The 25,857-nt window shown below is 71.7% G+C and carries 28 protein-coding genes; 26 read left to right on the top strand and 2 right to left on the bottom strand.

Annotation, left to right across the window (positions count from 1 at the left end; all coding sequences use genetic code 11):
- Positions 1-66 precede the first annotated feature (66 nt).
- From aspS to KCQ71_RS03295, 4 genes are all read left to right on the top strand, one after another.
- Positions 67-1,899 carry an aspartate--tRNA ligase gene (gene aspS / locus KCQ71_RS03310; RefSeq protein ID WP_223402782.1) on the top strand — a complete coding sequence of 611 codons (1,833 nt, stop codon included), beginning with the start codon at positions 67-69 and terminating at the stop codon, positions 1,897-1,899.
- Entirely contained in the window at positions 1,896-2,684 is a 789-nt protein-coding gene (locus KCQ71_RS27520) for a GNAT family N-acetyltransferase (protein ID WP_223402780.1), read from the top strand. Before aspS ends, KCQ71_RS27520 begins: the two co-directional genes overlap by 4 nt.
- Before the next feature lie 96 nt (positions 2,685-2,780).
- Positions 2,781-3,014 (top strand): type II toxin-antitoxin system VapB family antitoxin, encoded by a 234-nt coding sequence (locus KCQ71_RS03300; RefSeq protein ID WP_223402826.1) that lies wholly within the window; start codon positions 2,781-2,783, stop codon positions 3,012-3,014.
- Positions 3,011-3,397, top strand: a complete 387-nt coding sequence (locus KCQ71_RS03295; protein ID WP_223402778.1) for a type II toxin-antitoxin system VapC family toxin — start codon at positions 3,011-3,013, stop codon at positions 3,395-3,397. The genes KCQ71_RS03300 and KCQ71_RS03295 overlap by 4 nt, the downstream gene beginning before the upstream one ends.
- A 107-nt stretch (positions 3,398-3,504) precedes the next feature.
- Here the strand turns inward: KCQ71_RS03295 and KCQ71_RS03290 are convergent, their stop codons facing one another.
- Positions 3,505-5,781: an MMPL family transporter gene (locus KCQ71_RS03290; protein ID WP_223402776.1), complete on the bottom strand. Its 2,277-nt coding sequence runs from the start codon at positions 5,779-5,781 to the stop codon at positions 3,505-3,507.
- Between the two features lie 86 nt (positions 5,782-5,867).
- On the opposite strand from KCQ71_RS03290, the gene KCQ71_RS03285 reads away from it, so the two are divergent.
- Positions 5,868-7,220: a replication-associated recombination protein A gene (locus KCQ71_RS03285; protein WP_223402775.1), complete on the top strand. Its 1,353-nt coding sequence runs from the start codon at positions 5,868-5,870 to the stop codon at positions 7,218-7,220.
- A 21-nt stretch (positions 7,221-7,241) separates the two neighbouring features.
- Here KCQ71_RS03285 and KCQ71_RS03280 read toward each other — a convergent pair whose 3' ends face one another.
- Complete coding sequence (locus KCQ71_RS03280) at positions 7,242-8,525, bottom strand: cytochrome P450 (protein ID WP_223402773.1); 1,284 nt, start codon at positions 8,523-8,525, stop codon at positions 7,242-7,244.
- Between the two features lie 205 nt (positions 8,526-8,730).
- Between KCQ71_RS03280 and rpsD the strand changes: the two genes are divergently transcribed.
- The 21 genes from rpsD (at position 8,731) to KCQ71_RS03175 (ending at position 25,848) form a co-directional block, all read left to right on the top strand.
- Entirely contained in the window at positions 8,731-9,357 is a 627-nt protein-coding gene (rpsD, locus tag KCQ71_RS03275; protein ID WP_223402771.1) for a 30S ribosomal protein S4, read from the top strand.
- A gap of 178 nt (positions 9,358-9,535) precedes the next feature.
- A complete protein-coding gene (locus KCQ71_RS03270) occupies positions 9,536-9,889 on the top strand; it encodes a DUF948 domain-containing protein (protein ID WP_223402763.1) in 354 nt (117 codons plus the stop codon).
- Positions 9,886-10,227 carry a hypothetical protein gene (locus KCQ71_RS03265; RefSeq protein ID WP_154794254.1) on the top strand — a complete coding sequence of 114 codons (342 nt, stop codon included), beginning with the start codon at positions 9,886-9,888 and terminating at the stop codon, positions 10,225-10,227. Before KCQ71_RS03270 ends, KCQ71_RS03265 begins: the two co-directional genes overlap by 4 nt.
- Positions 10,228-10,303: 76 nt before the next feature.
- Positions 10,304-12,982: an alanine--tRNA ligase gene (alaS, locus tag KCQ71_RS03260; protein WP_223402761.1), complete on the top strand. Its 2,679-nt coding sequence runs from the start codon at positions 10,304-10,306 to the stop codon at positions 12,980-12,982.
- Positions 12,975-13,496, top strand: a complete 522-nt coding sequence (gene ruvX / locus KCQ71_RS03255; RefSeq protein WP_308116600.1) for a Holliday junction resolvase RuvX — start codon at positions 12,975-12,977, stop codon at positions 13,494-13,496. The genes alaS and ruvX overlap by 8 nt, the downstream gene beginning before the upstream one ends.
- Complete coding sequence (gene mltG, locus KCQ71_RS03250) at positions 13,493-14,686, top strand: endolytic transglycosylase MltG (protein ID WP_223402759.1); 1,194 nt, start codon at positions 13,493-13,495, stop codon at positions 14,684-14,686. The genes ruvX and mltG overlap by 4 nt, the downstream gene beginning before the upstream one ends.
- A 2-nt stretch (positions 14,687-14,688) precedes the next feature.
- A complete protein-coding gene (locus KCQ71_RS03245) occupies positions 14,689-15,537 on the top strand; it encodes a shikimate dehydrogenase (RefSeq protein ID WP_223402757.1) in 849 nt (282 codons plus the stop codon).
- Between the two features lie 4 nt (positions 15,538-15,541).
- Complete coding sequence (locus tag KCQ71_RS03240) at positions 15,542-16,192, top strand: prepilin peptidase (RefSeq protein ID WP_223402755.1); 651 nt, start codon at positions 15,542-15,544, stop codon at positions 16,190-16,192.
- A 75-nt stretch (positions 16,193-16,267) separates the two neighbouring features.
- The gene (gene aroC / locus KCQ71_RS03235; protein WP_223402754.1) at positions 16,268-17,485 is read left to right on the top strand and encodes a chorismate synthase; all 1,218 of its coding nucleotides are present in this window, start codon (positions 16,268-16,270) and stop codon (positions 17,483-17,485) included.
- Positions 17,482-18,003: a shikimate kinase gene (locus KCQ71_RS03230; RefSeq protein WP_223402752.1), complete on the top strand. Its 522-nt coding sequence runs from the start codon at positions 17,482-17,484 to the stop codon at positions 18,001-18,003. The genes aroC and KCQ71_RS03230 overlap by 4 nt, the downstream gene beginning before the upstream one ends.
- The gene (gene aroB / locus KCQ71_RS03225; protein ID WP_223402750.1) at positions 18,000-19,154 is read left to right on the top strand and encodes a 3-dehydroquinate synthase; all 1,155 of its coding nucleotides are present in this window, start codon (positions 18,000-18,002) and stop codon (positions 19,152-19,154) included. The genes KCQ71_RS03230 and aroB overlap by 4 nt, the downstream gene beginning before the upstream one ends.
- Positions 19,151-19,588, top strand: a complete 438-nt coding sequence (locus KCQ71_RS03220) for a type II 3-dehydroquinate dehydratase (RefSeq protein ID WP_223402748.1) — start codon at positions 19,151-19,153, stop codon at positions 19,586-19,588. The genes aroB and KCQ71_RS03220 overlap by 4 nt, the downstream gene beginning before the upstream one ends.
- 59 nt (positions 19,589-19,647) lie before the next feature.
- Positions 19,648-20,277 (top strand): hypothetical protein, encoded by a 630-nt coding sequence (locus KCQ71_RS03215; protein ID WP_223402746.1) that lies wholly within the window; start codon positions 19,648-19,650, stop codon positions 20,275-20,277.
- A 7-nt stretch (positions 20,278-20,284) separates the two neighbouring features.
- Positions 20,285-20,698, top strand: a complete 414-nt coding sequence (locus tag KCQ71_RS03210) for a hypothetical protein (RefSeq protein ID WP_308116599.1) — start codon at positions 20,285-20,287, stop codon at positions 20,696-20,698.
- Between the two features lie 94 nt (positions 20,699-20,792).
- Positions 20,793-21,356 carry an elongation factor P gene (efp, locus tag KCQ71_RS03205; RefSeq protein ID WP_223402744.1) on the top strand — a complete coding sequence of 188 codons (564 nt, stop codon included), beginning with the start codon at positions 20,793-20,795 and terminating at the stop codon, positions 21,354-21,356.
- On the top strand, positions 21,356-21,805 hold the full coding sequence (nusB, locus tag KCQ71_RS03200; protein ID WP_154794244.1) for a transcription antitermination factor NusB: 450 nt from the start codon (positions 21,356-21,358) through the stop codon (positions 21,803-21,805). Before efp ends, nusB begins: the two co-directional genes overlap by 1 nt.
- A 2-nt stretch (positions 21,806-21,807) precedes the next feature.
- Positions 21,808-22,257: a nitroreductase family deazaflavin-dependent oxidoreductase gene (locus KCQ71_RS03195; protein ID WP_223402742.1), complete on the top strand. Its 450-nt coding sequence runs from the start codon at positions 21,808-21,810 to the stop codon at positions 22,255-22,257.
- A gap of 75 nt (positions 22,258-22,332) precedes the next feature.
- Positions 22,333-22,800 (top strand): carboxymuconolactone decarboxylase family protein, encoded by a 468-nt coding sequence (locus KCQ71_RS03190; RefSeq protein WP_223402740.1) that lies wholly within the window; start codon positions 22,333-22,335, stop codon positions 22,798-22,800.
- Positions 22,801-22,970: 170 nt separating this feature from the next.
- Positions 22,971-23,528 carry a bifunctional pyr operon transcriptional regulator/uracil phosphoribosyltransferase PyrR gene (gene pyrR / locus KCQ71_RS03185; protein WP_223402738.1) on the top strand — a complete coding sequence of 186 codons (558 nt, stop codon included), beginning with the start codon at positions 22,971-22,973 and terminating at the stop codon, positions 23,526-23,528.
- Positions 23,525-24,511: an aspartate carbamoyltransferase catalytic subunit gene (locus KCQ71_RS03180; protein ID WP_223402737.1), complete on the top strand. Its 987-nt coding sequence runs from the start codon at positions 23,525-23,527 to the stop codon at positions 24,509-24,511. The genes pyrR and KCQ71_RS03180 overlap by 4 nt, the downstream gene beginning before the upstream one ends.
- Positions 24,508-25,848 carry a dihydroorotase gene (locus tag KCQ71_RS03175; RefSeq protein ID WP_223402735.1) on the top strand — a complete coding sequence of 447 codons (1,341 nt, stop codon included), beginning with the start codon at positions 24,508-24,510 and terminating at the stop codon, positions 25,846-25,848. Before KCQ71_RS03180 ends, KCQ71_RS03175 begins: the two co-directional genes overlap by 4 nt.
- The last annotated feature ends 9 nt before the right edge of the window (positions 25,849-25,857 follow it).

Here is a 25,857-nt window from a genome sequence, read left to right as displayed (position 1 = left end):
GGGGCGCACTAGGATCGTGCAGGCGCCGCGCAACCCACCGGCGTTCCTCGTTCGGAAGGATCAGCAGTGCTTCGCACCCACAAGGCCGGCTCCCTGCGCGCCGGTGACATCGGTTCCACCGTCACCCTGACCGGGTGGGTGGATCGCCGTCGTGATCACGGTGGGGTGGCGTTCATCGACCTACGGGATGCGTCCGGCATCGTGCAGGTGGTCATCCGAGACGAGTCCGTTGCCCACCCGCTGCGTTCGGAGTTCGTGCTCGCGGTCACCGGCGAGGTCTCGCAGCGCCCGGAGGGCAACGCGAACCCGAACCTCGCCACCGGCGAGGTCGAGGTCATCGCCACCGAGGTGGAGGTGCTGAACACCGCCGCGGCACTGCCGTTCCAGGTGTCCACCGCGCTCGATGAGCAGGTCACCGTCGGCGAGGAGACCCGGCTCAAGTACCGCTACCTCGACCTGCGCCGGCCCGCGCCCGCGCACGCGATCCGGCTCCGCGCCAAGGTCAACGCCGCTGCCCGGCGCGTCCTGGACGCCGAGGAGTTCGTGGAGATCGAGACCCCCACGCTGACCCGGTCGACCCCGGAGGGTGCCCGCGACTTCCTGGTGCCCGCGCGGCTGTCGCCCGGGTCCTGGTACGCGCTGCCGCAGTCGCCGCAGTTGTTCAAGCAGCTGCTCATGGTGGCCGGGATGGAGCGGTACTACCAGATCGCCCGCTGCTACCGCGACGAGGACTTCCGCGCCGACCGCCAGCCCGAGTTCACCCAGCTCGACGTCGAGATGAGCTTCGTCGACCAGGACGACGTGATCGCCGTCGCCGAGCGGGTCCTGGTCGCGCTGTGGGAGCTCATCGGCTACACGATCCCGACGCCGATCCCGCGGATGACCTACGCGGAGGCGATGCGCCGGTTCGGGTCGGACAAGCCGGACCTGCGGTTCGGGCTCGAGCTGACCGAGCTCACGGACTACTTCGCGGCCACACCGTTCCGGGTGTTCCAGGCACCGTACGTGGGCGCCGTGGTGATGCCCGGCGGCGCCTCCCAGCCGCGCCGGCAGTTCGACGCGTGGCAGGAGTGGGCCAAGCAGCGTGGGGCCAAGGGCCTCGCGTACGTCACGTTCTCCGAGAACGCCGAGCTGGGCGGGCCGGTGGCCAAGAACCTCACGGACGCCGAGCGCGACGGCCTGATGGACGCGGTCGGCGCGAACCCCGGCGATGCGGTGTTCTTCGCCGCCGGCGCCGTGGCCGACGCACGCGCACTGCTCGGCGCCGCGCGGCTGGAGATCGCCCGCCGCACCGACCTCATCGACGAAGCCGACTGGAAGTTCGTCTGGGTCGTCGACGCGCCGATGTTCGAGTCGTCCGAGGCCGCGGTGGCCGCCGGTGACGTGGCCGTCGGCGCCGGGAAGTGGACCGCCGTGCACCACGCGTTCACATCCCCGAAGCCGGAATTCCTGGACACCTTCGACACCGACCCGGCCAGCGCGCTCAGCTACGCCTACGACATCGTCTGCAACGGCAACGAGATCGGTGGCGGGTCGATCCGTATCCACCAGCGTGAGGTGCAGGAGCGCGTCTTCGAGCTGATGGGTCTGGATGAGGAGTCCGCGCAGACGAAGTTCGGTTTCCTGCTCGACGCGTTCGCCTATGGCGCCCCGCCGCATGGCGGGATCGCGTTCGGCTGGGATCGGATCGTCACCCTCCTCACCGGCTCGGACTCGATCCGCGAGGTGATCGCGTTCCCGAAGTCCGGCGGCGGCTTCGACCCGCTCACCCAGGCCCCGGCGCCGATCACCGCGCAGCAGCGCAAGGAGGCCGGCGTGGACGCGCCGCTCAAGGCACCCAAGCCGGCGGCCACCGCCGACGCCCAGGGGGCTGACGGCGCCGCGACCGACGCGAGGTGACGCCGCCGGAGGCCCTGCGCCCCCGGAGCGTCACCGACCTGCCCGCGCCATGGCCGGCCGACCGGTTCATTGTCGACGATTTCGACCGGTGGGCCGACCCCCTCGCGTGGGGTGACGAGCGCGCGCTGCTGTTCCTCGCGCGGCCCCGCCCGGACACCGCGGCCCTGATCGGGGTGGGGGAGCCTGCGGCCCTGGCGGCGGTCCTGGCGGCCGTCATCACGCCCGACGGCGGCCCTTCCGTTGCCGAGTCCGGTCACCTCGGGCAGGTGGCTGTGGCGAGCCTGACGCGCGGCACCTGGGACCTACTCGACACGACCGTCGCCGGCGTGCTCGGGTTGCCGACGGTCTCCCACTGGGACTGGCTCTGGACCGAGGCGCCACCTCCGGCGACGCCGGGTGAGGACGCGGTCCGCCTGCTGGATCCGGTTGCCGACGCCGAGGAGATCCTCGCCGTACAGGCGGCGGCGAACCCGACCACCCACCTGACGCTGGACCGGGAGGGGGCGCGCTGGTTCGGCTGGCGCGACGGGCAGGGGAGTCTGCGGGCGATCGGCGGAACGACGCAGCGGCCGGTCTCCGTGCACCTCGGTTCCATCGCGACCGTGCCCGCGTGGCGGGGCCGCGGCCTCGGTGCGGCCGTCACCGCGGCGATGACCCGCGGCGGGATTTCGAGCACCGGGCAGGTGAGCCTGGGCATGTACGCCGACAACGCGCCTGCCCGGCGCCTCTATACGCGGCTCGGCTTCGCCGTCGGGCAGGAGGTCGAGACGCACCGCCGCGCGTGAACTGGATGCGACCGCTGACCCGGGGTGCCGGCGCCCTGGTACGCGACGCCTCCCTCCCCGTTCTACCCCACGAGGTAGAATCGAGGGGTGGCAACGATGAACATCAAAGACCCGGAGGTGAACCGGCTCGCTCGCGCCCTCGCAGCGCGGCGGCAGACCACTCTGACGGGCGCGGTACGCGAGGCGCTGGCGGAGACGCTGGCTCGCGACGAGGCGGCTCGGGAGGGGATCGCGGACCGGCTCCTCGCGCTGGGGACTGCCAGCCGGCAGATCGGCGAGCCGCTTCTGACGGATGCGGACCTGTACGACGGCGACGGCCTGCCGCGATGATCCTCGACACCTCGGCGATCGTGGCGATCCTTCAAGGAGAGCCCGAGGCGGCGGAGTTCGCCGCGCTCATCGAGGCCGAGCCCGCCGTCCGCATCTCGGCCGCCACCGTGCTGGAGGCGTCGATCGTGCTCGGTGCGAAGCGCCAGACGCTGCTCGACGACTTCATCGACACCGCGGGAGCCTCGATCGAGCCCGTGGACAAGGCACAGTCGTCCCTGGCGCGCAGAGCGCATCTGCAGTACGGCAGAGGATCCGGGTCGCCCGCGAAGCTGAATTACGGCGACTGCTTCGCCTACGCCCTCGCGATCGTGTCGGGCCGGCAACTCCTGTTCAAGGGGAACGACTTCAGCCATACCGACGTCGTGCCCGCTGCTTCGTCGTAGCGGGCGCCTCCGGGTCATGACGATCGGTGTTACACGCGTACCAGGGCTCGCCTCGGTCCGTCAGACCGTCCTGCAGCCAAATTCCAACTGCTGAACGAGTGTGTGCCTCAGTGCTGGATCGCGAACCGCTTGTGCAGGCGGCGCAACGGCTTCGGCGCCCACCAGTTCCAGTGCCCGAGCAGCGTCATCGTGGCGGGCACGAGCAGCATCCGCACGAGCGTCGCGTCCACGAGCACGGTCAGGGCGAGCGCGACGCCGGCCTGCTTGATGGCGATCAGCTCCCCGGTCGCGAAGCCGGCGAACACGACCACGATCACCAGGGCCGCGGACGTGATGATCCGCCCGGACTGCTGCAGGCCCTTCCGGACCGCGAGGTCGTTGTCGCCGGTGGCGTCGTAGAACTCCTTGATCCGGGCGAGCAGGAACACCTCGTAGTCCATCGCCAGGCCGAACCCGAACGCGATCACGATGGCGACCACGTAGGACTCCAGGCCACCGGTGGAGGTGAACCCGAGCGGCCCGGAGAGGTGCCCCTCCTGGAAGATCCAGGTGGTGATCCCGAGGGAGGCACCGAGGGACAGGATGTTGATGAGCAGCGCCTTGAGCGGTACCAGGAGCGAGCCCGTCATCAGGAACAACAGGATGAACGTCGCGAGGACCACGATGCCCACCGCCCACGGCAGCCCTTCGATGAGTGCGTCGGTGAAGTCGATCTGGTTGGCCGCCTGGCCCAGCACCCAGATCTGCTCCGGGGCACCGTCCCCGGTCTGGAGGGCGCGGATCTCCTCCACCACCCCCGTGGCCACCTCACCACCGGCCTCGTCGGTGTCCGGGCGCACCCCGATCAGCTGGTACTCCGTCCCGACGGCGGTGGGCGGGTTCACGCCCTCGACGTCCGGCAGCGTAGCGATCTCGTCGGCGAACGCCTGGGCCTGCGCCGGGTCGGCCTCGACGAGCACCTGGATCGCGGGCGTCGCCAGGAGCGGGTAGTCCGCCTGCACGACGTCGATGAAGTCGCGCTGGTCGGACTCCCGGGGCAGCATCTCGGTCGTGGAGTTCCGCAGCTGGAGTCCGAGGACGGGGGAGGCGAGCAGACCCAGCACGACCGTGGTCAGCAGCAGGACGACCCACGGTCGCTTCTGGACGGCGCCGGCCAGCCTGGAGAAGAAGCCGTGCTCGGGCGCGACATCGCCGAGTTTGCCGATCAGGGACCGGAGCACGGGCACCCTGGTGAGCACCGAGGGCCGCAGCATCCGTCGCCCGACGAGCACCAGCAGCGCCGGCACCAGGGTGAGCGCCGAGGCCACCGCGATGATGACGACGGACACCCCCGCCGCGCCGAGCGACTTCAGGATGTCGGGCCGTAGCAGCAACAACCCGGCGATCGAGACGGCCACGGTGACGGCCGAGAACGTGACGGTACGCCCCGCCGTCGTCATGGTGCGCCGGAGGGCACGGACCAGGACCGGATCCACGCCGCGCCGGCCCCTGCTGCCCCGCTGGCGCCGTTCGCCGGAGCCGAGCTCGGCCTCGGCGGCGGCCGCGGCATGGATCTCCTCCCGGAACCGGGACACGATCAGCAGCCCGTAGTCGATGGACAGGCCGAGCCCGAGGACGGTCACGACGTTCACCACGACCGAGTCGAGGTCCAGCACGTAGGAGAAGCCGTACAGGGCGCCCAGACCACCGGCGATCGAGGCGAGCGCACCGGCCAACGGCATCCCCGCCGTCAGGAAGCCGCCGAACACCACGATCATGATCAGCAGCGAGATCGGCAGCGCCACGGCCTCGCCACGGGCGAGGTCCGTCTGCAGTTGACCGATGATCTCGTCGGTGATGATCGGGGAACTGGAGACCAGCCCGGTGGCCCCGTCGGAGGCCGTCGCGGGGAACTCCTCGAGCTCGGTCACGACCTCGTCGTGGGCGGCGTCGGGTGCGTCCGGTTCGAGAGTGACCGAGACGAAGAAGCCGTCCTGCGCCGTCGAGACGAAGGCGGCGGCCTCCTCGGCCGCCGGCCCGCCGGGGAACACGAACGGGTCCACCACGGACTCCACGCCGTCGATCGCCAGCAGGGTGGTGTGCAGGGTGGCCGCGGCGCGGCCGGCGGCGCTCACCGCCTCGGCATCGGCCAGATCCACGCCCCGGACAACCAGCGAGATGGTCTCGCCGGTCTCGTCGTTGTCGGCGACGATGTCGGAGCCGATCTGGCTCTGGGAGCCGGGAACGCGAGGCTCGCCGGAGTGCAGCCGGTCGAACAGGCCCTGCCCCCCGACCCCGGTCAGGGCGAGCGTGAGGCACCCACCGACCAGCAGGATCCAGATGAACACGGTCAGGCGGGGGCGGTGGGCGATGTCACGTCCAAGGCGATCGAACACGGGACACATGATGACAGCCCGCCGGCACCCCCAGTCACGACCGCTGCCCCGAGCCGACGGCCGACGGCGTCGTACGGGCCGCGTAGGCTGCTGGCGTGGATCTGTTCGAAGCTGCCGGCACCGACGATGTCGGTGTGCCGCGGACCCGCGAGGGTGCCCCGCTCGCCGTCCGGATGCGGCCCTCGGTCCCCGCCGAGGTGCTCGGCCAGGACCACCTGCTCGAGCCGGGGTCGCCGCTGCGCCGGCTCATCGACCCGCCCGTACCGGGGGCGTTGCCGCCGTCGTCGGTGATCCTGTGGGGGCCGCCCGGCACCGGGAAGACCACGCTCGCCTACCTGGTCGCGCACGTCTCGGGCCGGCGGTTCGTGGAGCTGTCCGCGGTCACCGCCGGGGTCAAGGACGTGCGGGCCGTGATCGAGGACGCTCGACGCCGCCTGGCCGGGTCCGGCGGCGAGACGGTGCTGTTCATCGACGAGGTGCACCGGTTCTCCAAGACACAACAGGACGCCCTGCTGCCCGCGGTCGAGAACCGCTGGGTCACCCTGATGGCCGCGACCACCGAGAACCCGAGCTTCTCGGTGATCTCACCGCTGCTGTCCCGGTCGATCATGCTCACCCTGCGACCCTTGGAGACCGAGGACCTGGATGCGCTGCTGACCCGCGCGCTGATCGACGAGCGGGGTCTGGCCGGGCTGGTCACCCTCGACGACGAGGCCCGCGCGTACCTCCTTCGCCTGGCCGGGGGTGATGCCCGCAAGTCCCTGACCATCCTGGAGGCCGCGGCCGGCACGGCACAGTCCGGCGCCGGGAGCGGCGGCGCCGTCATCGGCCTGGAGGCCGTGGAGCGCGCGATCGACGTCGCCGCAGTGCGCTACGACCGCGACGGCGACCAGCACTACGACGTGATCAGCGCGTTCATCAAGTCGATGCGGGGCAGCGACGTGGACGCCGCGCTGCATTACCTGGCCCGGATGATCCAGGCGGGGGAGGACCCCCGCTTCATCGCCCGACGGATCGTGATCGCGGCATCCGAGGACGTGGGGATGGCGGACCCGGCAGCGCTGCAGACCGCGATGGCCGCCGCGCAGGCCGTGGCGATGATCGGGATGCCGGAGGCCCGGATCATCCTCGGGCAGGCCGTGGTGCACGTCGCCACCGCACCGAAGTCGAACGCCTCCTACAACGCGATCAACGCCGCCCTCGCCGACGTCCAGGCAGGCAAGGTGCCGCTGGTCCCGGTGCACCTGCGAGACGCGCACTACGCCGGCGCGAAGCGTCTCGGCCACGGGCAGGGCTACGTCTACTCCCACGACGAGCCGCACGGAGTGGCCCGCCAGCAGTACCTGCCCGACGACCTGCAGGGCACGCATTACTACAGCCCGACCGACCGCGGCTACGAGCGCGGCCTCACCGAGCGGCTCGCCCGGATCCGGGCGATGTTGGAGTAGGAGCAGCCTCGCGTGCGCCGCTCACCGGCGTGCGGTGACGTGCACGCGCAGGCCGTCCCGAGGCCGCATCGCCGCGAATCCGGTGGGACGGATCCGCTGGGCGGGCAGGGTCAGGTCCAGGCGAGCGACCACCCGGGCCAGCATCACGATCAGTTCGGTCGTGGCCATGGTCGCCCCGATGCACCGATGCGGGCCGCCCCCGAACGGCAGGTAGCGCGCCGGGCCCGGCTTCGTGTACTCGGCCGATCCGGGCATCCACCGCTGCGGGCGGAACTGGAGTGGGCGGTCCCAGTACTCGGGCATCCGGTGGGTCAGGTACGGGCTGAGCAGCAGGGTCGCACCCGCTCGGATGAGCCGTCCCTCCACCTCGAAGTCCTGCGCCACGTATCGCGCGGTCACGACCGCGGGCGGGTACAGGCGCAGCGTCTCGTTCACGACGGCGGCCAGGTACGGCAGGTCGCGCAGGTCGCCCGGTCCCGGTGGCCGGTCGCCGACGGCGTCGCGCACCTCGGCGCGTGCGGTCGCCCACACGGCGGGTTCCGTCGCGAGCGAGTAGATCGCCCACGCCATGGCGGAACTGGTCGTCTCGTAGCCGGCCGCGATCAGGGTGACGACCTGATCCCGGATCTCCCGGTCGGTGAGGCCGTCGCCGTCGTCGTCGCGGCCGTTGACCAGCGTCGCGAGCACGTGATCGCCCGCACGCGGGCCGAGGAGGCGGGTGCGGGCGATCTCCGCGCGGATGCGCCGGTCTAGCGTCGCCCGGGCCCGGCCGGCGCGCTGCCAGGCAGGCGTGCGCAGTCGTCGGTGCCAGTCGGTGGCGGCGGGCAGACCGTCCACCAGGTCCAGCAGCGGTTGCAGACTCCGCCCCAGAGCGTCCGCGTCCGCTGCGAGGTCGGGCCCGAACAACGCGTGGATGGTGCTGCGCCGGATGGCGCCACGGAACACGGCGTAGGCGTCCGCGTCGGTGCCGGGCCGCAGACCATCGATGGCCTCGTCCGCCGTGGCAGCCATGATCTGCACATAGTGGGCGACTTGCCGATGGTGCATGGCGGGCTGCACGAGACGGCGCCGTCGCCGGTGCTGCGCCCCGTCCGAGACGATCATGGAGGTCGGCCCGTCCACCGGCACCAGACCGGCGAAGGCCTCCTCCCAGCGGAACCGGTCCGAGGCCGCGAACACGGCCGCGTTGGCTGCCTCGCCACGCACGTATGCGAACCCGCGCCGGCCACCAACACGTAGCACCGGGCCGAATCGGTCATGGCAACGCCCGAGGACCTCGGCCGGGCGGTAGGACAGGACGGTCACGCGGCTCCCTTCGTTCCCAGCCACTGTGCCATGCGGCCCCGATCGGTGCGGTAGACTTTCTGGGTTGTCCGTTCGGACACCTGGGGCCCTAGCCGAGGGTCGCGCACCCGTCAGGGACGCGATCGGGAGTCGGCCCCACACCACACCGGCATCCGCCGGAGGAGTGGTGTGACGTCATCAATAACACGACAGGAACACATTTCGCATGGCATCACAGAACCGCACGCGCCGCCAGGTGCGACTGTCCCGCGCGCTGGGCCTCGCCCTCACGCCGAAGGCCGTCAAGTACTTCGAGAAGCGGCCGTACCCGCCGGGCGAGCACGGCCGCGCCCGTCGCCGCACCGAGAGCGACTACGCCGTCCGGTTGAAGGAGAAGCAGCGTCTGCGCGCCCAGTACGGGCTGCGTGAGGTCCAGCTTCGCCGCGCCTTCGACGAGGCCCGCCGCGAGCCGTGGCTGACCGGTGAGTCGCTGGTCGAGCTGCTCGAGATGCGTCTCGACGCCCTCGTGCTGCGCGCCGGCTTCGCCCGCACCATCGCCCAGGCCCGCCAGTCCGTGGTGCACCGCCACGTTCTGGTCGACGGCAAGCTCGTGGACCGCCCCTCCTTCCGCGTGAAGCCGGGCCAGGTCGTACAGGTCAAGCCGCGCAGCCAGACCATGGTGCCGTTCCAGGTGGCCGCCGCCGGCGCCCACCGGGACGTCCTGCCCCAGGTGCCCGAGTACCTGAGCGTCGACCTCGAGAAGCTCCGCTTCGAACTGGTCCGCCGCCCGAAGCGCGCCGAGGTCCCCGTGACCTGTGAGGTCCAGCTGGTCGTGGAGCACTACTCGCGCTGACGCAGCAGACGATCGTCGGAGCATCGAGCCCGCCCCGGGACGGCCGCACCATGGCCGTACCCGGGGTGGGTTCGTTTCAGCACCCGACTCCGGTTCGGGTACCCGGTTCCCGAGCCGAAACGGGTAGTGTCGCCCCGAGGATCTTCCCCCCGCCCCAGAAGCCTCAGGAGGCACCGTCATGGCATTGGGAGACATCGCAGGTCTGATCGCGGCGATCGCGTTCGTGCTGCTCGTGGGAGCGCTCGCGATCCCGCTGTTCAAGCTCGGCCGCGTCATGGACGAGGCGCGCACGTCCCTGGCCCAGATCACCGAGCACACCCTCCCGGTGATCGACGAGGCCGCGCAGACCATCACGTCCACCAACGGCCAGATCGCCAAGGTGGACACGGTCACGACGGCGGTGGCCGAGGTCTCCACGAACGTGTCGGCGATGACGTCCCTTGTCGCCGCCACCGTCGGCGCGCCGCTGATCAAGGTGGCGGCCTTCTCGCTGGCGGTGCGCGGCCTGTTCGGCAAGGCGGAGAAGAAGTGAAGCGGCTGTTCTGGATCGGCGTCGGCGTGGGCGTCACCGTGCTGGTGCTGCGCCAGGTCGGCCGTCTGAACAACACCGTCGGCAAGGTGGCCCACGCGGTCAGCCCTGCCGGCATCGCGGACTCGATCACCGAGCTCGCCACCACCGCCAAGGAGCTCGGCGAGACGTTCCGGGCCTCGATGGCCGAGAACGAGGCGGCCCTCACCGCTGCCCTGCTGCCATCCGAGGAGGAGCAGGCGCGGGCCGCCCGGGTACGCGAGGAGCGTCGCGCCGCCGACCGTCGCGCCGCTGCCGAGTCCGGTGGCTACGACCCGGACGACGAGAACGAGTTCTTCTAGGCGCTCCGAGCGCCACCGAGCAGCGCCCTGCCGGCCGCCGGCAGGTCCGCCCCGATCTATCCCCGAACGAGGACCCATGCGCACCGCCGAGATCCGACGCCGTTGGCTGACCTACTTCTCCGACCGCGGCCATACCGTGGTGCCGTCCGCCTCGCTGATCTCCCCGGACCCCTCCACGCTGTTCGTGATCGCCGGCATGGTCCCGTTCATCCCGTACATGACGGGGGAGCAGACCCCGCCGTGGACGCGCGCGACGAGCGTGCAGAAGTGCGTGCGCACCTCGGACATCGAAGAGGTCGGCAAGACCACCCGGCACGGCACGTTCTTCCAGATGAACGGCAACTTCTCCTTCGGTGACTACTTCAAGGAGGAGGCGATCCGGTACGCCTGGGAGTTCATCACGGGCTCCGAGGACGAGGGCGGGCTCGGGTTCGACCCCGAGATCATCTGGGTCACGGTGTACCAGGACGATGACGAGGCGTTCGGGCTGTGGCAGGAGATCGCGGGCCTGCCGGCCGAGCGGATCCAGCGCCGCGGCATGCGGGACAACTACTGGTCCACCGGCGCGCGCGGCCCGGCCGGCCCGTGCTCGGAGATCTACGTGGACCGGGGTCCCGAGTTCGGCGTCGAGGGCGGACCGATCGCCGACGAGGACCGCTACCTCGAGATCTGGAACCTCGTGTTCATGCAGTACGAGCGCGCGGACGGCGGCACGAAGGACCACTTCGAGATCCTCGGCGAGCTGCGCAAGAAGAACATCGACACCGGTCTGGGCCTCGAGCGGGTCGCGTTCCTCAAGCAGGGCGTCGACAACATGTACGAGATCGACGAGGTGTTCCCGGTCATCGCGGCGGCGCAGCGGCTCTCCGGCAAGCGCTACGGCGACAACCACGACGACGACGTGCGGATGCGCGTCGTTGCCGACCACGTGCGCTCGGCCCTGATGCTCATCTCCGACGGCATCAAGCCCGCGAACGAGGGACGCGGCTATGTGCTGCGCCGGCTGCTGCGCCGAGCCGTGCGCGCGATGCGCCTCCTCGGCGTCACCGAGCCGACCCTCCCGGTCCTGCTGCCGGTGTCCAAGGACGCGATGAAGGCCTCCTACCCGGAGCTGGAGTCGGACTTCGCGCGGATCTCCCAGATCGCGTACGGCGAGGAGGAGGCGTTCCGGCGCACTCTCGACTCCGGCACCACGATCCTTGACTCCGCGGTGGCGAAGGTGAAGTCCTCCGGCGGCACGCTGCTCGCCGGGGACCAGGCGTTCGCGCTGCACGACACCTACGGCTTCCCGATCGACCTGACCCTCGAGATGGCCGCGGAGCAGGGCCTGAAGGTCGACGAGGAGGCGTTCCGGACCCTCATGACCGAGCAGCGTCAGCGCGCCCGCGCGGATGCCCTCGCCAAGCGCAGCGGTGGGGTCGACACACAGGTCTACCAGGGCCTGCAGTCCGAGCTGGATGCGCCCGTGCAGTTCCTCGGTTACACCGACCACACCGCGCCCGCGCGGGTCGCGGCGATCCTGGTCGACGGCGTGGCGGTGCCGCAGGCACACGCCCCCGCCGACGTCGAGATCATCCTGGACCGCACCCCGTTCTACGCGGAGGCCGGCGGTCAGCTCGCCGACCACGGCACGATCGTGCTGGACGGCGGTGGCCTGGTCGAGGTGGACGACGTGCAGGCGCCCGTCAAGGGCATGCCCGTGCACCGGGGCCGGCTCGTGGACGGCGACGTGACCCTCGACGAGGGTGCGACGGCCACGATCAACAGCGACCGCCGTCGGGCGATCAGCCGCGCGCACACCGCCACGCACATGGTGCACAAGGCGCTGCGTGAGTCGCTCGGTGACTCGGCCACCCAGGCGGGCTCCGAGAATGCGCCGAGCCGGGTCCGGTTCGACTTCCGGTCCGGATCCGGGGTGCCCGCGGGTGTGCTCTCGGAGATCGAGGAACGGGTGAACACCCAGCTCGCGGAGAACCTCGAGGTGACCGACGCGGTCATGGGACTCGACGAGGCCCGCGCCCAGGGCGCCATGGCCCTGTTCGGCGAGAAGTACGGCGACCGCGTCCGCGTGGTCTCGATCGGCGGGGACTGGTCGAAGGAACTCTGCGGTGGCACCCACGTGCGCACGTCCGGGGAACTGGGCCTGGTCACCCTCCTCGGCGAGGCGTCCATCGGTTCCGGCGTGCGTCGCATCGACGCACTCGTCGGCGCGGGCGCCTACAGCTACGGAGCGCGCGAGCATGCGCTCGTCGGCCAGCTCTCCCAACTCGTCGGCGCCCGCAGCGAGGAGCTGCCGGAGCGGGTCTCCGGCCTGCTCACCCGCTTGAAGGACGCCGAGAAGGAGCTCGCGGCGCTGCGTCAGGGACAGCTGCTCGCGGGGGCGGGCACGCTCGCGGCGCAGGCGGCCACGCACGGCGGCCTGCTCGTCGTGACCACCGACATCGGTGAGGTCGCTTCGACGGACGACGTGCGCAGCCTCGCCCTGGACGTCCGGGACCGGCTCGGCAACGCCTCCGGTTCCGTGGTGGCCATCGGCGCCCTCGTCAAGGAGCGCCCGGTGGTGGTCGTGGCGACGAACGAGGCGGCCCGCGCCGCGGGCGCGAAGGCGGGCGCCCTGGTACGGACGGCGGCCGGCCGGCTCGGCGGCGGCGGTGGCGGCAAGGACGACATCGCGCAGGGCGGGGGCACCGACGCGGGGGCGCTGGCCGAGGCGCTCACGGCGATCACCGCGGACCTGGACGCCATCGGTGGTTGACGGCCCCGAGGGCATGCGGACGGGCGTGCGGATCGGTGTTGACGTCGGCACCGTCCGCATCGGTGTGGCGCGCTGCGATCCGCACGGCATGCTGGCCACACCGGTGCGTACCGTGGCACGTTCCGGCCCCGGCCGAGGCATCGACGAGCTCGCCGAGATCGTGGCCGAGAACGACGCCATCGAGGTCATCGTCGGCCTGCCCCGGAGCATGTCCGGCGAGGAGGGAACTGCGGCTCTCAGGGTTCGCGCGTACGCTAGGGCGGTTGCACTAGCGGTCCGCCCCACTCCTGTGCGCCTCGTCGATGAACGGCTGACGACCGTCTCGGCACACCAGGCCCTGCACGCGTCGGGACGGGCCGGGCGCAAACACAGACAAGTAGTGGACCAGGTCGCCGCGACCATGATCCTGCAGGCTGCGCTCGACCAGGAACGTCACCTCGGCCGGCCGCCCGGCACGGCCATCGAGAGCGGCGGCACAGTGAACGAACCGACATCCCAGGAGGAGGAACGGTGACCGACCTCTTCGACGAACCCCTGGCGGGTGCCACCGATCCGGAACCGGACCGGGCTGCCTCGCGACGCCGCGCACAGCGCCGGCGCCAGGCCAAGCGGCGCGCTCAGCGGCGCCGCAACCTGATCACGTTCATCGTGATGCTCGTCGCGATCGCACTGCTCATCGGGGGCGCCTGGGTGCTGATCCGTCCGATGCTGGCGGGCGACGGGTCGGCAACCGAAACCATCTCGGACTACCCCGGGCCCGGTACCGGCGAGGTACAGATCGTGGTCAACACCGGCGACACGGGCTCCGACATCGCGACCACTCTCGTCGACAACGACGTGGTGGCCACGAGCGATGCGTTCGTGCAGGCCTACAGCAACAACCCGGACGCCGTGGGCATCCAGGCGGGCACCTACACGCTGCAGTCCCAGATGAACGCCGCGGACGCCGTCGCCGCGCTCCTCGACCCGGCCAGCCGCTCGGACCTCACCATCACGATCCCCGAGGGCTGGCGTGCCACGAAGATCTACGCGCGGATCGCGAACCGGCTCGGGGTCACCGAGGAGGATGTCGCCGCGGCCGCCGCCGAGGTCGCCGCGTCCTACCTGCCTCCCGAGGCAGGCGGCGAGATCGAGGGCTGGCTGTTCGCGTCCACCTACACGGTCCAGCCGGAGTCCACGCCGAGCACGGTGTTGCAGCAGATGGTCGACCTGACGGTGGCGAACCTGGACGAGCGGAACGTGCCCGCCGAGGACCGCGCGGAGCTCCTCATCAAGGCCTCGATCGTCGAAGCCGAGGTCGCCAACCAGGACGACTGGAACAGGGTCGCTCGGGTGCTCGAGAACCGGCTCGCGGGCTGCACCGGAGACGGGACCCTCGGCATGGACTCCACCTATGCGTACGGACTGAACAGGATCGCGACCGAGATCACGCGCACGGAGTGGCAGACGGAGCATCCATTCAACACCCGGATCGTTCCAGGGCTGCCGCCGACGCCGATCGGGGCCGCGGGCCCGGGCGCTGTCGACGCCGTCCTGAACCCGCCCGAGGGCGACTGGTGCTACTTCGTCACGGTCAACCCGACCACCGGGGAAACGCGGTTCACCGCCGACTACGACGAGCACCTCGTGAACCAACAGATGTACCGTGACTGGCTGGCCGAGCAGACCGCGGCGCCGGAGGAGACGACGGAGGACGAAGGCTGAGCATGAGCCATCACGCGGCGGTGCTCGGCCACCCCGTCGCACACTCGTTGTCTCCGGTGCTGCACCGGGCCGCCTACGCCGAGCTCGGGCTGACCGACTGGACCTACGAGCTCCACGACGTGGACGAGCCGGACCTCGAGGCATTCGTGCGCAGCCGGGACAGTTCCTGGGCCGGGCTCTCGCTGACCATGCCGCTCAAGCAGCGCGCCATGGCGCTCAGTGACCACGTGGAGTCGCTCGCGAAGGTCGTGGGCGTCGTCAACACGCTGCTGTTCCAGCCCGGCGGGCTGCTGATCGGCGCGAACACCGACGTGCACGGTCTGGTCCAGGCGTTGCGCGAGGCGACCCCACAGGCGCCGGGCGCGGACGCCCGCCGCGGCGTGATCATCGGCGCCGGTGCCACGGCCGCGGCCGCCCTCGCCGCGCTCGGCGAGCTCGGCATCCACGCTCCGGTGGTCCTGATGCGGTCCGTCGGGCGCGCCGGCGTGGTGATGCGCGCGGCCGGCCGGATGGGCGTCACGCCCGAGTACGTCACGATCGACACCGACCGGGCTCGCAGCGAGCTGCTCGGCGCGGACGTGGTCATCTCGACGTTGCCGCACGGCGCCGCGGACTCCCTGGTCGGCCTGCTCGACGGCGTCGCGCTCGAAGCCGATCAGGTGCTGCTGGACGTCGTGTACGAGGGCTGGCCGACGGCGATCGCGTCCGCGTGGCGGTCGGCCGGCGGTTCGATCTCGCCCGGCTATCTGATGCTGCTGCATCAGGCCGCCGAGCAGGTCCGTCTGATGACCGGGCGCCCGGGCCCGGTCGAGGCGATGCGCTCGGCCCTGATGCAGGCGCTGGCGGACTGACCCCATGGGCGATCCCGTGGTGGTGCTGGTCTGTGGTGCGCTGACCGGCCTCGTGGCGCTGATCCTGACCCCGTGGCTGCGGACTCTCGCAGGGGAGGAGTCCACGCTGCCCAACTCCGGCCTGCACGCCATGCTGGCGTGCCTCGGTGGCGCCGGGGCCGCCGCCGTCGCCGGCGGCTGGGCCGAGCTCGTGGCGCTGGCGGTCGCCGCGCTGGCGTGCTCGCTGCTCGTCGTCGTGGACGTGGCGACCCACCGGCTACCGGACGTCATCGTGTTGCCGGCGTTCGCCGTCGTCCTCGTCGCACTCGTGGTGGCGGCAGCCAGCACCGGCGCATGGCCGGACCTGCTGCGTGCGCTCGCCGGCGCGGCCGCGGTCGGTCTCGGGCTCCTGCTGCTGTGCCTGGCCAGCCCGACCGGCCTCGGCCTGGGCGATGTGAAGCTCGGTGCCCTGATCGCCCTGGTCCTCGGCTGGACCGGCTGGGCCGCCGTGGCCGCCGGGATCCTCGCGGCATTCGTGCTCGGCGGTCTGTTCGCGGTGATCCTGCTGGCCACCACGAAGGCGGACCGGCGCACCGCTGTCGCGTTCGGGCCGTGGCTGGTGGCGGGCGGCGTGGTCGGCGTCGCCTGGGGTCCGGCGCTTCTCGGTATGGCCTGAGACGTCCGGCGGGCGCGGTGCCCGCGTGCCGGACGGCGCCCGGGTCGGCACCGGGTCCGTGGGAGACTGACGGTCATGCTCAGATGGTTGACGGCCGGGGAGTCACACGGCCAAGCGCTCGTCGGGATCATCGAGGGGGTGCCGGCCGGTGTCACGGTCGGTAGTGCGCAGATCCGGGCCGCGCTCGCCCGGCGCCGCCTCGGCCACGGCCGGGGTGCCCGGATGAAGTTCGAGCAGGACGAGGTGCGCCTGCTCGGTGGCGTCCGGCACGGGGTCACGATGGGCTCGCCGGTCGCGATCGAGATCGGCAACTCGGAGTGGCCGAAGTGGGAGCAGGTGATGGCCGCCGACCCGGTCGAGGCGAGCGCGCTCGAGGTCGACGCCGGCACCGGCGACGCACGCGAGAAGTCGCGGAACAAGCCGCTGACCACGCCCCGGCCGGGCCACGCGGACCTGGTCGGGATGGAGAAGTACCACCTGGACGACGCCCGCCCCGTCCTCGAGCGGGCCTCCGCGCGCGAGACCGCCACCCGGGTCGCGCTCGGCACCGTTGCCGCCGCCCTGCTCGAGCAGGCCGCCGGCATCCGGCTCGTCTCGCACGTGGTCTCGGTCGGCCCGGTGGGCACCCCCGAGGACGCCCCGCAACCCGGTCCCGATGACGTCGCGGCCCTGGACGCGGACCCGATCCGCAGCTTCCACCCCGAGACCTCCGCCGCGATGGTCGCCGAGATCGACGACGCGAAGAAGGCCGGGGACACCCTCGGCGGTGTGGTCGAGGTCCTCGCGTACGGGCTACCCCCGGGCCTGGGCAGCTACGTGCACAGCGACCGCCGTCTGGACGCCCGCCTGGCCGGTGCGCTGATGGGCATCCAGGCCATCAAGGGCGTCGAGGTCGGTGACGGGTTCCGGACCGCTGCCCGGCGCGGCTCCGTCGCGCACGACGAGATCACCCGTGACGCGGACGGCCGCGTGCGCCGGCGCACGAACCGGGCCGGCGGGGTCGAGGGCGGCATGAGCAACGGCGAGGTGCTTGCCGTGCGCGCGGCGCTCAAGCCGATCTCCACGGTGCCGCGAGCCCTCGAGACCATCGACGTCGCCACCGGCGAGTCCGCGACCGCCCTGCACCAGCGCTCCGACACCTGTGCCGCGGCGCCGGCTGCCGTGGTCGCCGAGGCCATGGTGGCGCTCGTCCTCGCGGAGGCCCTGCTGGAGAAGTTCGGCGGCGACTCGATCACCGAGACGGCGCGGAACGTGGCGTCCTACCTCGAGGCGATCCCGGAGACCATGCGATGAGCGACACGACGAACGGCCCGGCGCTGATCCTGATCGGGCCCCCCGGGGCCGGCAAGTCCACCGTGGGCCGTCTGCTCGCCCGGGCCTGGGGCACCACGTTCCGGGACACCGACCACGACATCGAGACCGCCGCCGGGCGCAGCATCTCGGACATCTTCATCGACGACGGCGAGGACGCGTTCCGCGCCCTGGAGCGCGCGGCGGTGGCGACGGCGTTGGCTGAGCACGACGGCATCCTCGCCCTGGGCGGGGGAGCGGTGCTCGACGAGGGCACCCAGGCGGCCCTGGCGGGCCGGCGGGTGGTCTACCTGTCCGTCACGCTGGCGCATGCGTCTCCCCGGGTCGGGCTGAGCGGCAACCGCCCCCTGCTCGTGGGGAGCCCGCGCCGGCAGTGGCAGCTGCTGATGGAGGCTCGCCGGCCCGTGTACACCTCGCTCGCCACGGTCGAGGTGAGCACCGACAACAGGTCCCCGGAGCAGGTCCGCGACGCCGTGTTGGCCGAGGTGTCCGCCCCGTGAGCATCACCCGGATCGGCGTCACTGCGGAACGCGGCTACGACGTCCTGATCGGGCGCGACCTGGCCGGCGAGCTGCCGGGCCTGATCGGGGCCGGCACCCGCCGGGTCCTCGTGGTCCACCAGGGCGCCGTGGCCGGTTCGGCCGAGCGGATCCGGACGGCCCTGACCGGCGCCGGGTACGAGGTGCACCTGAGCGAGGTCCCGGACGCCGAGGACGCGAAGACCGCGACCGTCGCCGCCCGGTGCTGGGAACAGCTCGGCCTGGCCGGCTTCACCCGTGACGATGTCGTCATCGGACTCGGCGGGGGAGCGGCCACCGACCTCGCGGGCTTCGTGGCTGCGACCTGGCTGCGCGGGGTCCGCGTGATCCAGGTGCCCACCACCCTGTTGGGGATGGTCGACGCGGCCGTGGGTGGCAAGACCGGGATCAACACCGCCGAGGGCAAGAACCTCGTCGGCGCGTTCCACTCGCCCGTCGGTGTGCTGTGCGACCTCGACACCCTCGAGACACTGCCCGCTGCGGACCTGGCCGCCGGGCTGGCCGAGGTGGTCAAGTGCGGGTTCATCGACGACCCCCGGATCCTCGAGCTGGTGGAGGCCGATCCGGACGCCGCCCGGGACCCGTCCGCACCGGTGCTGCGCGAGCTCGTGGAACGCGCGGTCGCCACGAAGGCGCGCGTGGTCTCCGCGGACCTGCGCGAGGCCGACCTGCGCGAGATCCTCAACTACGGGCACACGTTCGGTCACGCGATCGAACACCACGAGCACTTCCGCTGGCGGCACGGGGAGGCCGTCTCGGTCGGCCTGGTGTTCGCCGCGGAACTGGCCCACCTCGCCGGGCACCTGGAGGCCGGCGTCGTCGACCGGCACCGCCGGATCCTCACCTCGCTCGGCCTGCCCACCAGCTACCCGGCGGGGAGCTGGGACGACCTGCTGACCGCGATGCGCCGGGACAAGAAGACCCGGGGGGCGACGCTGCGGTTCGTGATCCTCGACGGGCCGGCGTCCCCGACCCGGCTCGAGGGGCCCTCCGAGGACCTGCTTCTGGCCGCCTACGTCGCCGTCAGCACCGAGCCCGCGCTGCCGGTGCCGCAGCCGGAGGAGACCGCGCGACCCGCCACGTCCACCGATGACCCCCCGGAGTTCCTGTGACCAGTGTCCTCGTCCTGAACGGCCCGAACCTCGGCCGGCTCGGCTCCCGCGAGCCCGACGTCTACGGCGCCCTCGACCACGCCGGACTCACCGCGGCGATAGCCGGGTGGGCCGCCGCCCTCGGCCTGTCCGCCGAGGTGCGCCAGAGCGACGACGAGGCCGAGCTCGTGCACTGGCTGCACGAGGCGGTGGACGCGCGTCGCGACGTGGTGCTCAACCCGGCCGCTTTCACGCACTACTCCTATGCGCTGCGGGACGCGGCCGCCCAGGTGACCACGTCCGGCCTCCGGCTGATCGAGGTGCACCTGACGAACCCGGCCACCCGGGAGCGGTTCCGGCACAACAGCGTGATCGGCGGCGTCGCCACCGGCACCGTGGCCGGCTTCGGGACCGACTCCTACCGGCTCGCCCTGTCGGCACTCGCTCAGGCTTGATCCTCTCTAATCAAGCCCCTGGCCTTGATAGTAGGCAATCAAGGTTGTAGCCTTGTCACATGTTCGTACTCACCGTGGACCAAGACGCCTCCCGGCGACGCGGGGACCGCGTCGACGCCGCACTGAGCGGGCTCGCCGCCCACATCGGAGCCCGCGGTCTCGGCGCGGACCTGGCCCTGCCGTTCGAGCGCACGGTGGGGGACGAGATCCAGGGCGTGATCAGGACCGCGGCGACCACCCTCGACCTCGCGCTGTACCTGCAACGGCGGACCGAGTGGAGCGTGGGGGTGGGCATCGGCGCCGTCGACACGCCGCTGGCCGCGACCGCCCGGGCCTCCTCGGGTGCGGCGTTCGTGCGTGCCCGCGACGCCGTCGAGCGTGCCAAGGGCAAGTCGGTGCCGGTGCCGCTCGCCCTCGTCGCCGCGGACGGGCCGAGCCCGGCCGCCGACGAGGCGGAGGCGCTGCTGCAGCTGCTCGCCGCCGTGGTCCGTCGCCGCACCGAGCGCGGCTGGGAGGTGGTCGACCTGCTGGTCGACGGCGTCGGGACCGCGAAGGAGGCAGCCGTCAGGCTCGGGATCACACCCCAGGCCGTGAGCCAGCGACTCGACGCGGCGATGTGGACCGTCCAGGACCGGGTCCGCCCGCTCGCGGAGCGCCTGCTGGCCGACCTGGACCAGGTCACGACATGATGGCGCGGTGAACCTGGTCCTCACCATCGAGATCGCCGCGGCCGCCCTTATCATCTCGGCGGGCGCCGGTGGCCCCATCACGGCCTGGATCCTGCGCCTGGCGAGCCGCAAGCACCGCGAGGAGGCCGCCGAACGAGCCGGTGACCCGACGGGCGAGCCCCGGCCCGACCCCGCCGCCGAGCAACTGCGCGGCGGCGCCTGGATCGGCGTCCTCGAGCGCCTGGCCATCACCGGTTCGATCCTGGTCGGCTATCCGGCCGCCATCGCCGTGGTCGTGGCGGTCAAGGGTCTCGGCCGGTTCCCGGAGATCCACGGCAGCTCGGGGGTCTCCGAGCGGTTCATCATCGGCACGCTGGCGTCCTACCTGTGGGCCGGCACGATCGGCGTGGCAGCGGTGGCTGCCCTCGGCGCGTTACCCTGAGGGCCGCACCTTTTCATCCTCCCGGCCCGAGACCCGCCGCTCGCATGCGAGCACGGGCTCCCGGCCCGTCCCGATAGACAACGAAGGAACGCCTGTGGCATCGACGAACGACCTCAAGAACGGCTTGGTTCTCAACATCGACGGCCAGCTCTGGTCCGTGGTGGAGTTCCAGCACGTCAAGCCCGGCAAGGGCCCGGCGTTCGTGCGCACGAAGCTCAAGGGCGTCACCAACGGCAAGGTGGTCGCGAAGACGTTCAACGCCGGCGTCAAGGTGGAGACGGCGAACGTCGACAAGCGCGACATGCAGTACCTGTACCAGGAGGGCGAGGACTTCGTCTTCATGGACACCAGCGACTACGAGCAGATCACCGTGTCGGCCGAGACCGTGGACACCGCCGCGAACTTCATGCTCGAGGGCCAGGAGGTCATCGTGGCGCTGCACGAGGGCGTCCCGCTGTACGTCGAGCTGCCCGCGTCCGTCGTGATGGAGATCACCTACACCGAGCCGGGCCTGCAGGGCGACCGCTCCTCGGCCGGTACGAAGCCCGCCACGATCCAGACCGGTTATCAGATCCAGGTGCCGCTCTTCCTCGAGACCGGCACGAAGGTCAAGGTCGACACCCGCAGCGGTGACTACCTGGGCCGCGTCAACGACTAGTGGCGGCACGCAGCAAGGCACGCAAACGGGCGCTCGATGTGCTCTATGAGGCCGACCAACGGGCACTGGGTGCCGCCGCGACCGAGGGGGGCTCCGCCCCGACCCTGATGGGCCTGCTCGCGGACCGCATCCTCGAGCCCGGCACCCAGGCCGCGCTGCCCGAGTACTCGGTGCAGATCGTCGAGGGCGTCAGCGAGCACGTGGCCCGGATCGACGAGATCCTGTCCACGTTCTCCCAGGGCTGGACGCTCGCACGGATGCCCGCGGTGGACCGCGCCATCCTGCGGCTGTCCACGTGGGAGATCCTCTTCAACGACGAGGTGCCCGACGCCGTCGCGATCGACGAGGCGCTCGAGCTCGCCCGGGCGTTGTCCACCGACGATTCCCCGCCCTTCATCAACGGCCTGCTCGGCCGGATCGCGCAGTACGGCTCGGACCTCCTGGACTGATCATGCCCCTCAACGGTGAGTACGCGCCCAGCCCCAGCGACCGGTCCGCCAAGCAGGTGGCCGCCTACGAGTCCTCCCACGGCACGAAGGGCATCACCCTCGGTGGAAAGCCGGTCGTGATCCTCACCACCCTCGGCGCCCGGTCCGGCAAGCTCCGCAAGGTCCCGCTGATGCGCGTCGAGCACGACGGCGAGTACCTCGCCGTCGCGTCGTTGGGCGGAGCGGTGAAGAACCCGGTCTGGTACCACAACCTGCTCGCCGACCCGCGGGTGGAGCTCCAGGACGGGCCCGAGAAGTGGGACATGGTCGCCCGCGAGCTCTCCGGGCCCGAGCGCGAGGCCTGGTGGACGCGCGCCGTGGCGGCATTCGACAACTACGCGAGCTACCAGCGCAGGACCGAGCGGCTGATCCCCGTGTTCCTGCTCACACCCGCACCGACGCCGCACGCCTGAGCCGGGCGACCCCGCGCGGCTCGGTGGGTGGACGGGATCTGGCCGATGGGGCGCGTCGAACTAGCGTGGGGTCGCGTGAACCGAATCTCAGTCGCGGACCAGTTGCCCGACGTCTACCGGCGCCTCCTCACGCTCAACCGGGAGGTCGAGGCCGCCCGGCGCGACGCCGACCTCGACCACGCCGTCGTCGAACTCGTGAAGGTGCGCGCCTCCCAGATCAACGGATGCGCGTTCTGTACGGACATGCATGCGAAGGACGCCCTCTCGGCGGGCGTCACCGCCCGTCAGCTTGCGGTTCTGCCGACCTGGCGGGAGACCCTGCTCTTCACGCCCGCCGAGCGCGCGGCGCTGGATCTGGCCGAGTCGATGAGCCGGCTCGCCCTCACCCAGCACGTGCCGGACGAGATCTACGCGGCGGCCGCCGAGGTGTTCACCGACGACCAGTTGTCCGTCGTGATCTGGGCCGCGGCCGTGATCCAGACGTTCAACGCGCTGAACGTCACCTGCCCGAAGCCGTTGCCGGAGCAGGACTGGCCGATCTGAGTTCGACCGCGGCTCAGCAAGGGCCCGTCCGAGGCCCGACGGCGTCGCTCACCCCGGGTGCGCCGGTGCGGCCCGGTGCTGAGCGGGTCGCCGGTGGCGGTATGGTGGCCGAGGCATGTTGACGTTCCTTTAAGCCCGTCCTGTGAGGCGGGGAAGGAGGCTTTCCGCCGGTGACCTCTGGCGCCCCGAGCACGACCGTGCTCTCCGAGAACGACATCTCCCGGGCACTGACCCGGATCGCTCACGAGATCCTCGAACGCAACAAGGGCGGGGCCGATCTGGTCCTCCTCGGGATCCCGACCAGGGGCGCGCCGCTCGCACGGCGCCTGGGGGAGCGGATCCTCGCGGCCGAGGGCCGTCCCGACGCCCCGCTCGAGGATCTCGTCGGCACCCTGGACATCACGATGCACCGTGATGACCTGCGCCGGAACCCCACCCGGGCACTGGAGCCGACCCGGATCCCGTCCGGCGGCCTGGACGAGAAGGTCGTCGTTCTCGTCGACGACGTGCTCTACTCCGGCCGCACCATCCGCGCAGCGCTCGACGCCATCTCCGACCTCGGCCGGCCCCGCGCCGTGCAGCTGGCGGTCCTCGTCGACCGCGGCCACCGGGAACTGCCGATCCGCGCCGACTACATCGGCAAGAACCTGCCCACCTCGCGCAGCGAGCGGGTCAGCGTCCGGCTCACCGAGCTCGACGGCACCGACTCGGTGGTGTTGTCCTCATGAGGCACCTGCTCTCCGCCGCCGACCTCAGCCGCGCCGAGGCGATCGAGATCCTGGACACCACCGCCACGATGGCGGCCACCCAGTCCCGGGAGATCAAGAAGCTGCCGGCCCTGCGCGGGCTGACCGTGGTGAACCTCTTCTTCGAGGATTCCACCCGCACCCGGATCTCCTTCGAGGCCGCCGCCAAGCGGCTGTCCGCGGACGTCATCAACTTCTCCGCCAAGGGCTCCTCGGTGTCCAAGGGGGAGTCCCTCAAGGACACCGCACTCACCCTCGCCGCGATGGGCGCGGACGCCGTCGTGATCAGGCACCAGGCCTCCGGTGCGCCGCACCGGCTGGCCACCTCGGGCTGGGTCCGCACCCCCGTGGTCAACGCCGGCGACGGCATGCACCAGCACCCCACCCAGGCCCTGCTCGACGCCTTCACGATGCGCCGGCACCTCGCCGGCGGCGGCGAGGCGGGCCCCGACGGCATCGGACGTGATCTGGCCGGCGCCAAGGTGGTCATCGTCGGGGACGTGCTGCACTCCCGGGTGGCCCGCTCGAACGTGGACCTGCTGCACACCCTCGGTGCGGACGTGACTCTCGTCGCGCCGCCCACCCTGCTGCCGGTCGGCGTGCACACCTGGCCGTGCGCGGTCTCCTACGACCTGAACGCCACCATCGCCGACGTCCGACCGGACGCGATCATGATGCTGCGCGTCCAGCGGGAGCGGATGTCGAGCGCCGGCGGCGGCTTCTTCCCCTCGCCGATGGAGTACTCGCGCCGCTACGGGCTCGACGGCACGCGCCTGGCAGCGCTGCCCGAGCACTGCGTGGTGATGCACCCGGGGCCGATGAACCGCGGCCTGGAGATCTCCGCGAAGGCCGCCGACTCGCCCCGATCCACCATCGTCGAACAGGTCGCGAACGGCGTCGCCGTGCGGATGGCCGTGTTGTACCTGCTGCTCGCCGGCGGCACCGAGACCGAAGGATCCCGATGACCACCTACCTGATCCGTGCCGCATCCGTGCTTGGGGGTGAGCGCTCCGACCTCTACCTGGCCGACGGCGTGATCGCCGCCCTGGGTGCCGACGCGGCCGACGCCGCGACCACGGCCCGCGCCGACGGCGTGGACGTCGTCGAGATCGACGCGAGCACCCTCATCGCGCTGCCGGGCCTCGTCGACCTGCACACGCACCTGCGCGAACCCGGCCGCGAGGACGCCGAGACCGTCGCCTCCGGGACCCGCGCCGCCGCCGTCGGGGGGTTCACCTGCGTGCACGCGATGGCGAACACCGACCCCGTGGCGGACACCGCCGGCGTCGTGGAACAGGTCTGGCGGCTCGGCGAGGACGCCGGCTGGGCGCAGGTGCGCCCGGTGGGTGCCGTGACCGTGGGCCTGCGGGGGGAGCAGCTCGCCGAACTCGGCGCGATGGCCGATTCCGCCGCGGCCGTGCGGGTGTTCTCCGACGACGGCAAGTGCGTCGACGACCCGGTCCTGATGCGCCGGGCGCTGGAGTACGTCAAGGCGTTCGACGGCGTCGTCGCCCAGCACGCGCAGGAGCCGCGCCTGACCCAGGGTGCGCTCATGCACGAGGGCGTCGTCTCGGCCGAGCTGGGGCTGACCGGGTGGCCGGCCGTCGCGGAGGAGGCGATCGTCGCCCGGGACGTCCTGCTCGCCGAGCACGTCGGCTCCCGCGTACACATCTGCCACCTGTCCACGGCGGGCTCGGTGGACATCGTCCGCTGGGCGAAGGCCCGCGGGATCGACGTGACTGCCGAGGTCACCCCGCACCACCTGATCCTCACCGACGAAGCGGTCCGCGGCTACGACCCGCAGTTCAAGGTGAACCCACCGCTGCGCACGGCCGCCGACGTCGCCGCCGTACGGGCCGGCCTGGCCGACGGCACCATCGACATCGTCGCCACCGACCACGCGCCGCACCCGGACGAGGACAAGGACTGCGAGTTCGCCGCCGCCGCCATGGGCATGACCGGGCTGGAGACCGCGCTGTCCGTGGTGGTCGCCGCGATGGTGGACAACCCGGAGTACGACTTCGACTGGGCGGACGTGGCCCGGACCATGTCGACCACCCCCGCGGCCATCGGCCGCGTCGCGGAGCAGGGCCGGCCCCTCGAGGTCGGCGAGCCCGCGAACCTCGTCCTGGTGGACCCCGACGCCACCTGGACCGTCGACCCGGCGGCGCTGCGCACTGCCAGCGAGAACACCCCGTTCGCCTCCGACGAGCTCCCGGCCCGCGTGATCGCCACGTTCTGGCGCGGCCGGGCCACCGTCCTCGACGGCGAACCCCGAGCGCGAACGGACGTGCGCGCGTGAGTCCCCAGC

Origin of the sequence: Occultella gossypii (genome assembly GCF_019947135.1) — a bacterium.
GTDB lineage: Bacteria > Actinomycetota > Actinomycetes > Actinomycetales > Beutenbergiaceae > Occultella > Occultella gossypii.
This window is presented reverse-complemented; position numbering and strand designations above follow the sequence as displayed.

Excerpts from the sequence above, each read along its gene's own strand:
- KCQ71_RS03300 (WP_223402826.1), top strand. The coding sequence starts at position 2,781 with ATGAACATCAAAGACCCGGAGGTGAACCGGCTCGCTCGCGCCCTCGCA.
- KCQ71_RS03295 (WP_223402778.1), top strand. The coding sequence starts at position 3,011 with ATGATCCTCGACACCTCGGCGATCGTGGCGATCCTTCAAGGAGAGCCC.
- KCQ71_RS03290 (WP_223402776.1), bottom strand. The coding sequence starts at position 5,781 with ATGTGTCCCGTGTTCGATCGCCTTGGACGTGACATCGCCCACCGCCCC.
- rpsD (WP_223402771.1), top strand. The coding sequence starts at position 8,731 with ATGGCATCACAGAACCGCACGCGCCGCCAGGTGCGACTGTCCCGCGCG.
- KCQ71_RS03270 (WP_223402763.1), top strand. The coding sequence starts at position 9,536 with ATGGCATTGGGAGACATCGCAGGTCTGATCGCGGCGATCGCGTTCGTG.
- alaS (WP_223402761.1), top strand. The coding sequence starts at position 10,304 with ATGCGCACCGCCGAGATCCGACGCCGTTGGCTGACCTACTTCTCCGAC.
- KCQ71_RS03245 (WP_223402757.1), top strand. The coding sequence starts at position 14,689 with ATGAGCCATCACGCGGCGGTGCTCGGCCACCCCGTCGCACACTCGTTG.
- KCQ71_RS03240 (WP_223402755.1), top strand. The coding sequence starts at position 15,542 with ATGGGCGATCCCGTGGTGGTGCTGGTCTGTGGTGCGCTGACCGGCCTC.
- aroC (WP_223402754.1), top strand. The coding sequence starts at position 16,268 with ATGCTCAGATGGTTGACGGCCGGGGAGTCACACGGCCAAGCGCTCGTC.
- KCQ71_RS03230 (WP_223402752.1), top strand. The coding sequence starts at position 17,482 with ATGAGCGACACGACGAACGGCCCGGCGCTGATCCTGATCGGGCCCCCC.
- KCQ71_RS03215 (WP_223402746.1), top strand. The coding sequence starts at position 19,648 with ATGTTCGTACTCACCGTGGACCAAGACGCCTCCCGGCGACGCGGGGAC.
- KCQ71_RS03195 (WP_223402742.1), top strand. The coding sequence starts at position 21,808 with ATGCCCCTCAACGGTGAGTACGCGCCCAGCCCCAGCGACCGGTCCGCC.
- KCQ71_RS03180 (WP_223402737.1), top strand. The coding sequence starts at position 23,525 with ATGAGGCACCTGCTCTCCGCCGCCGACCTCAGCCGCGCCGAGGCGATC.
- KCQ71_RS03175 (WP_223402735.1), top strand. The coding sequence starts at position 24,508 with ATGACCACCTACCTGATCCGTGCCGCATCCGTGCTTGGGGGTGAGCGC.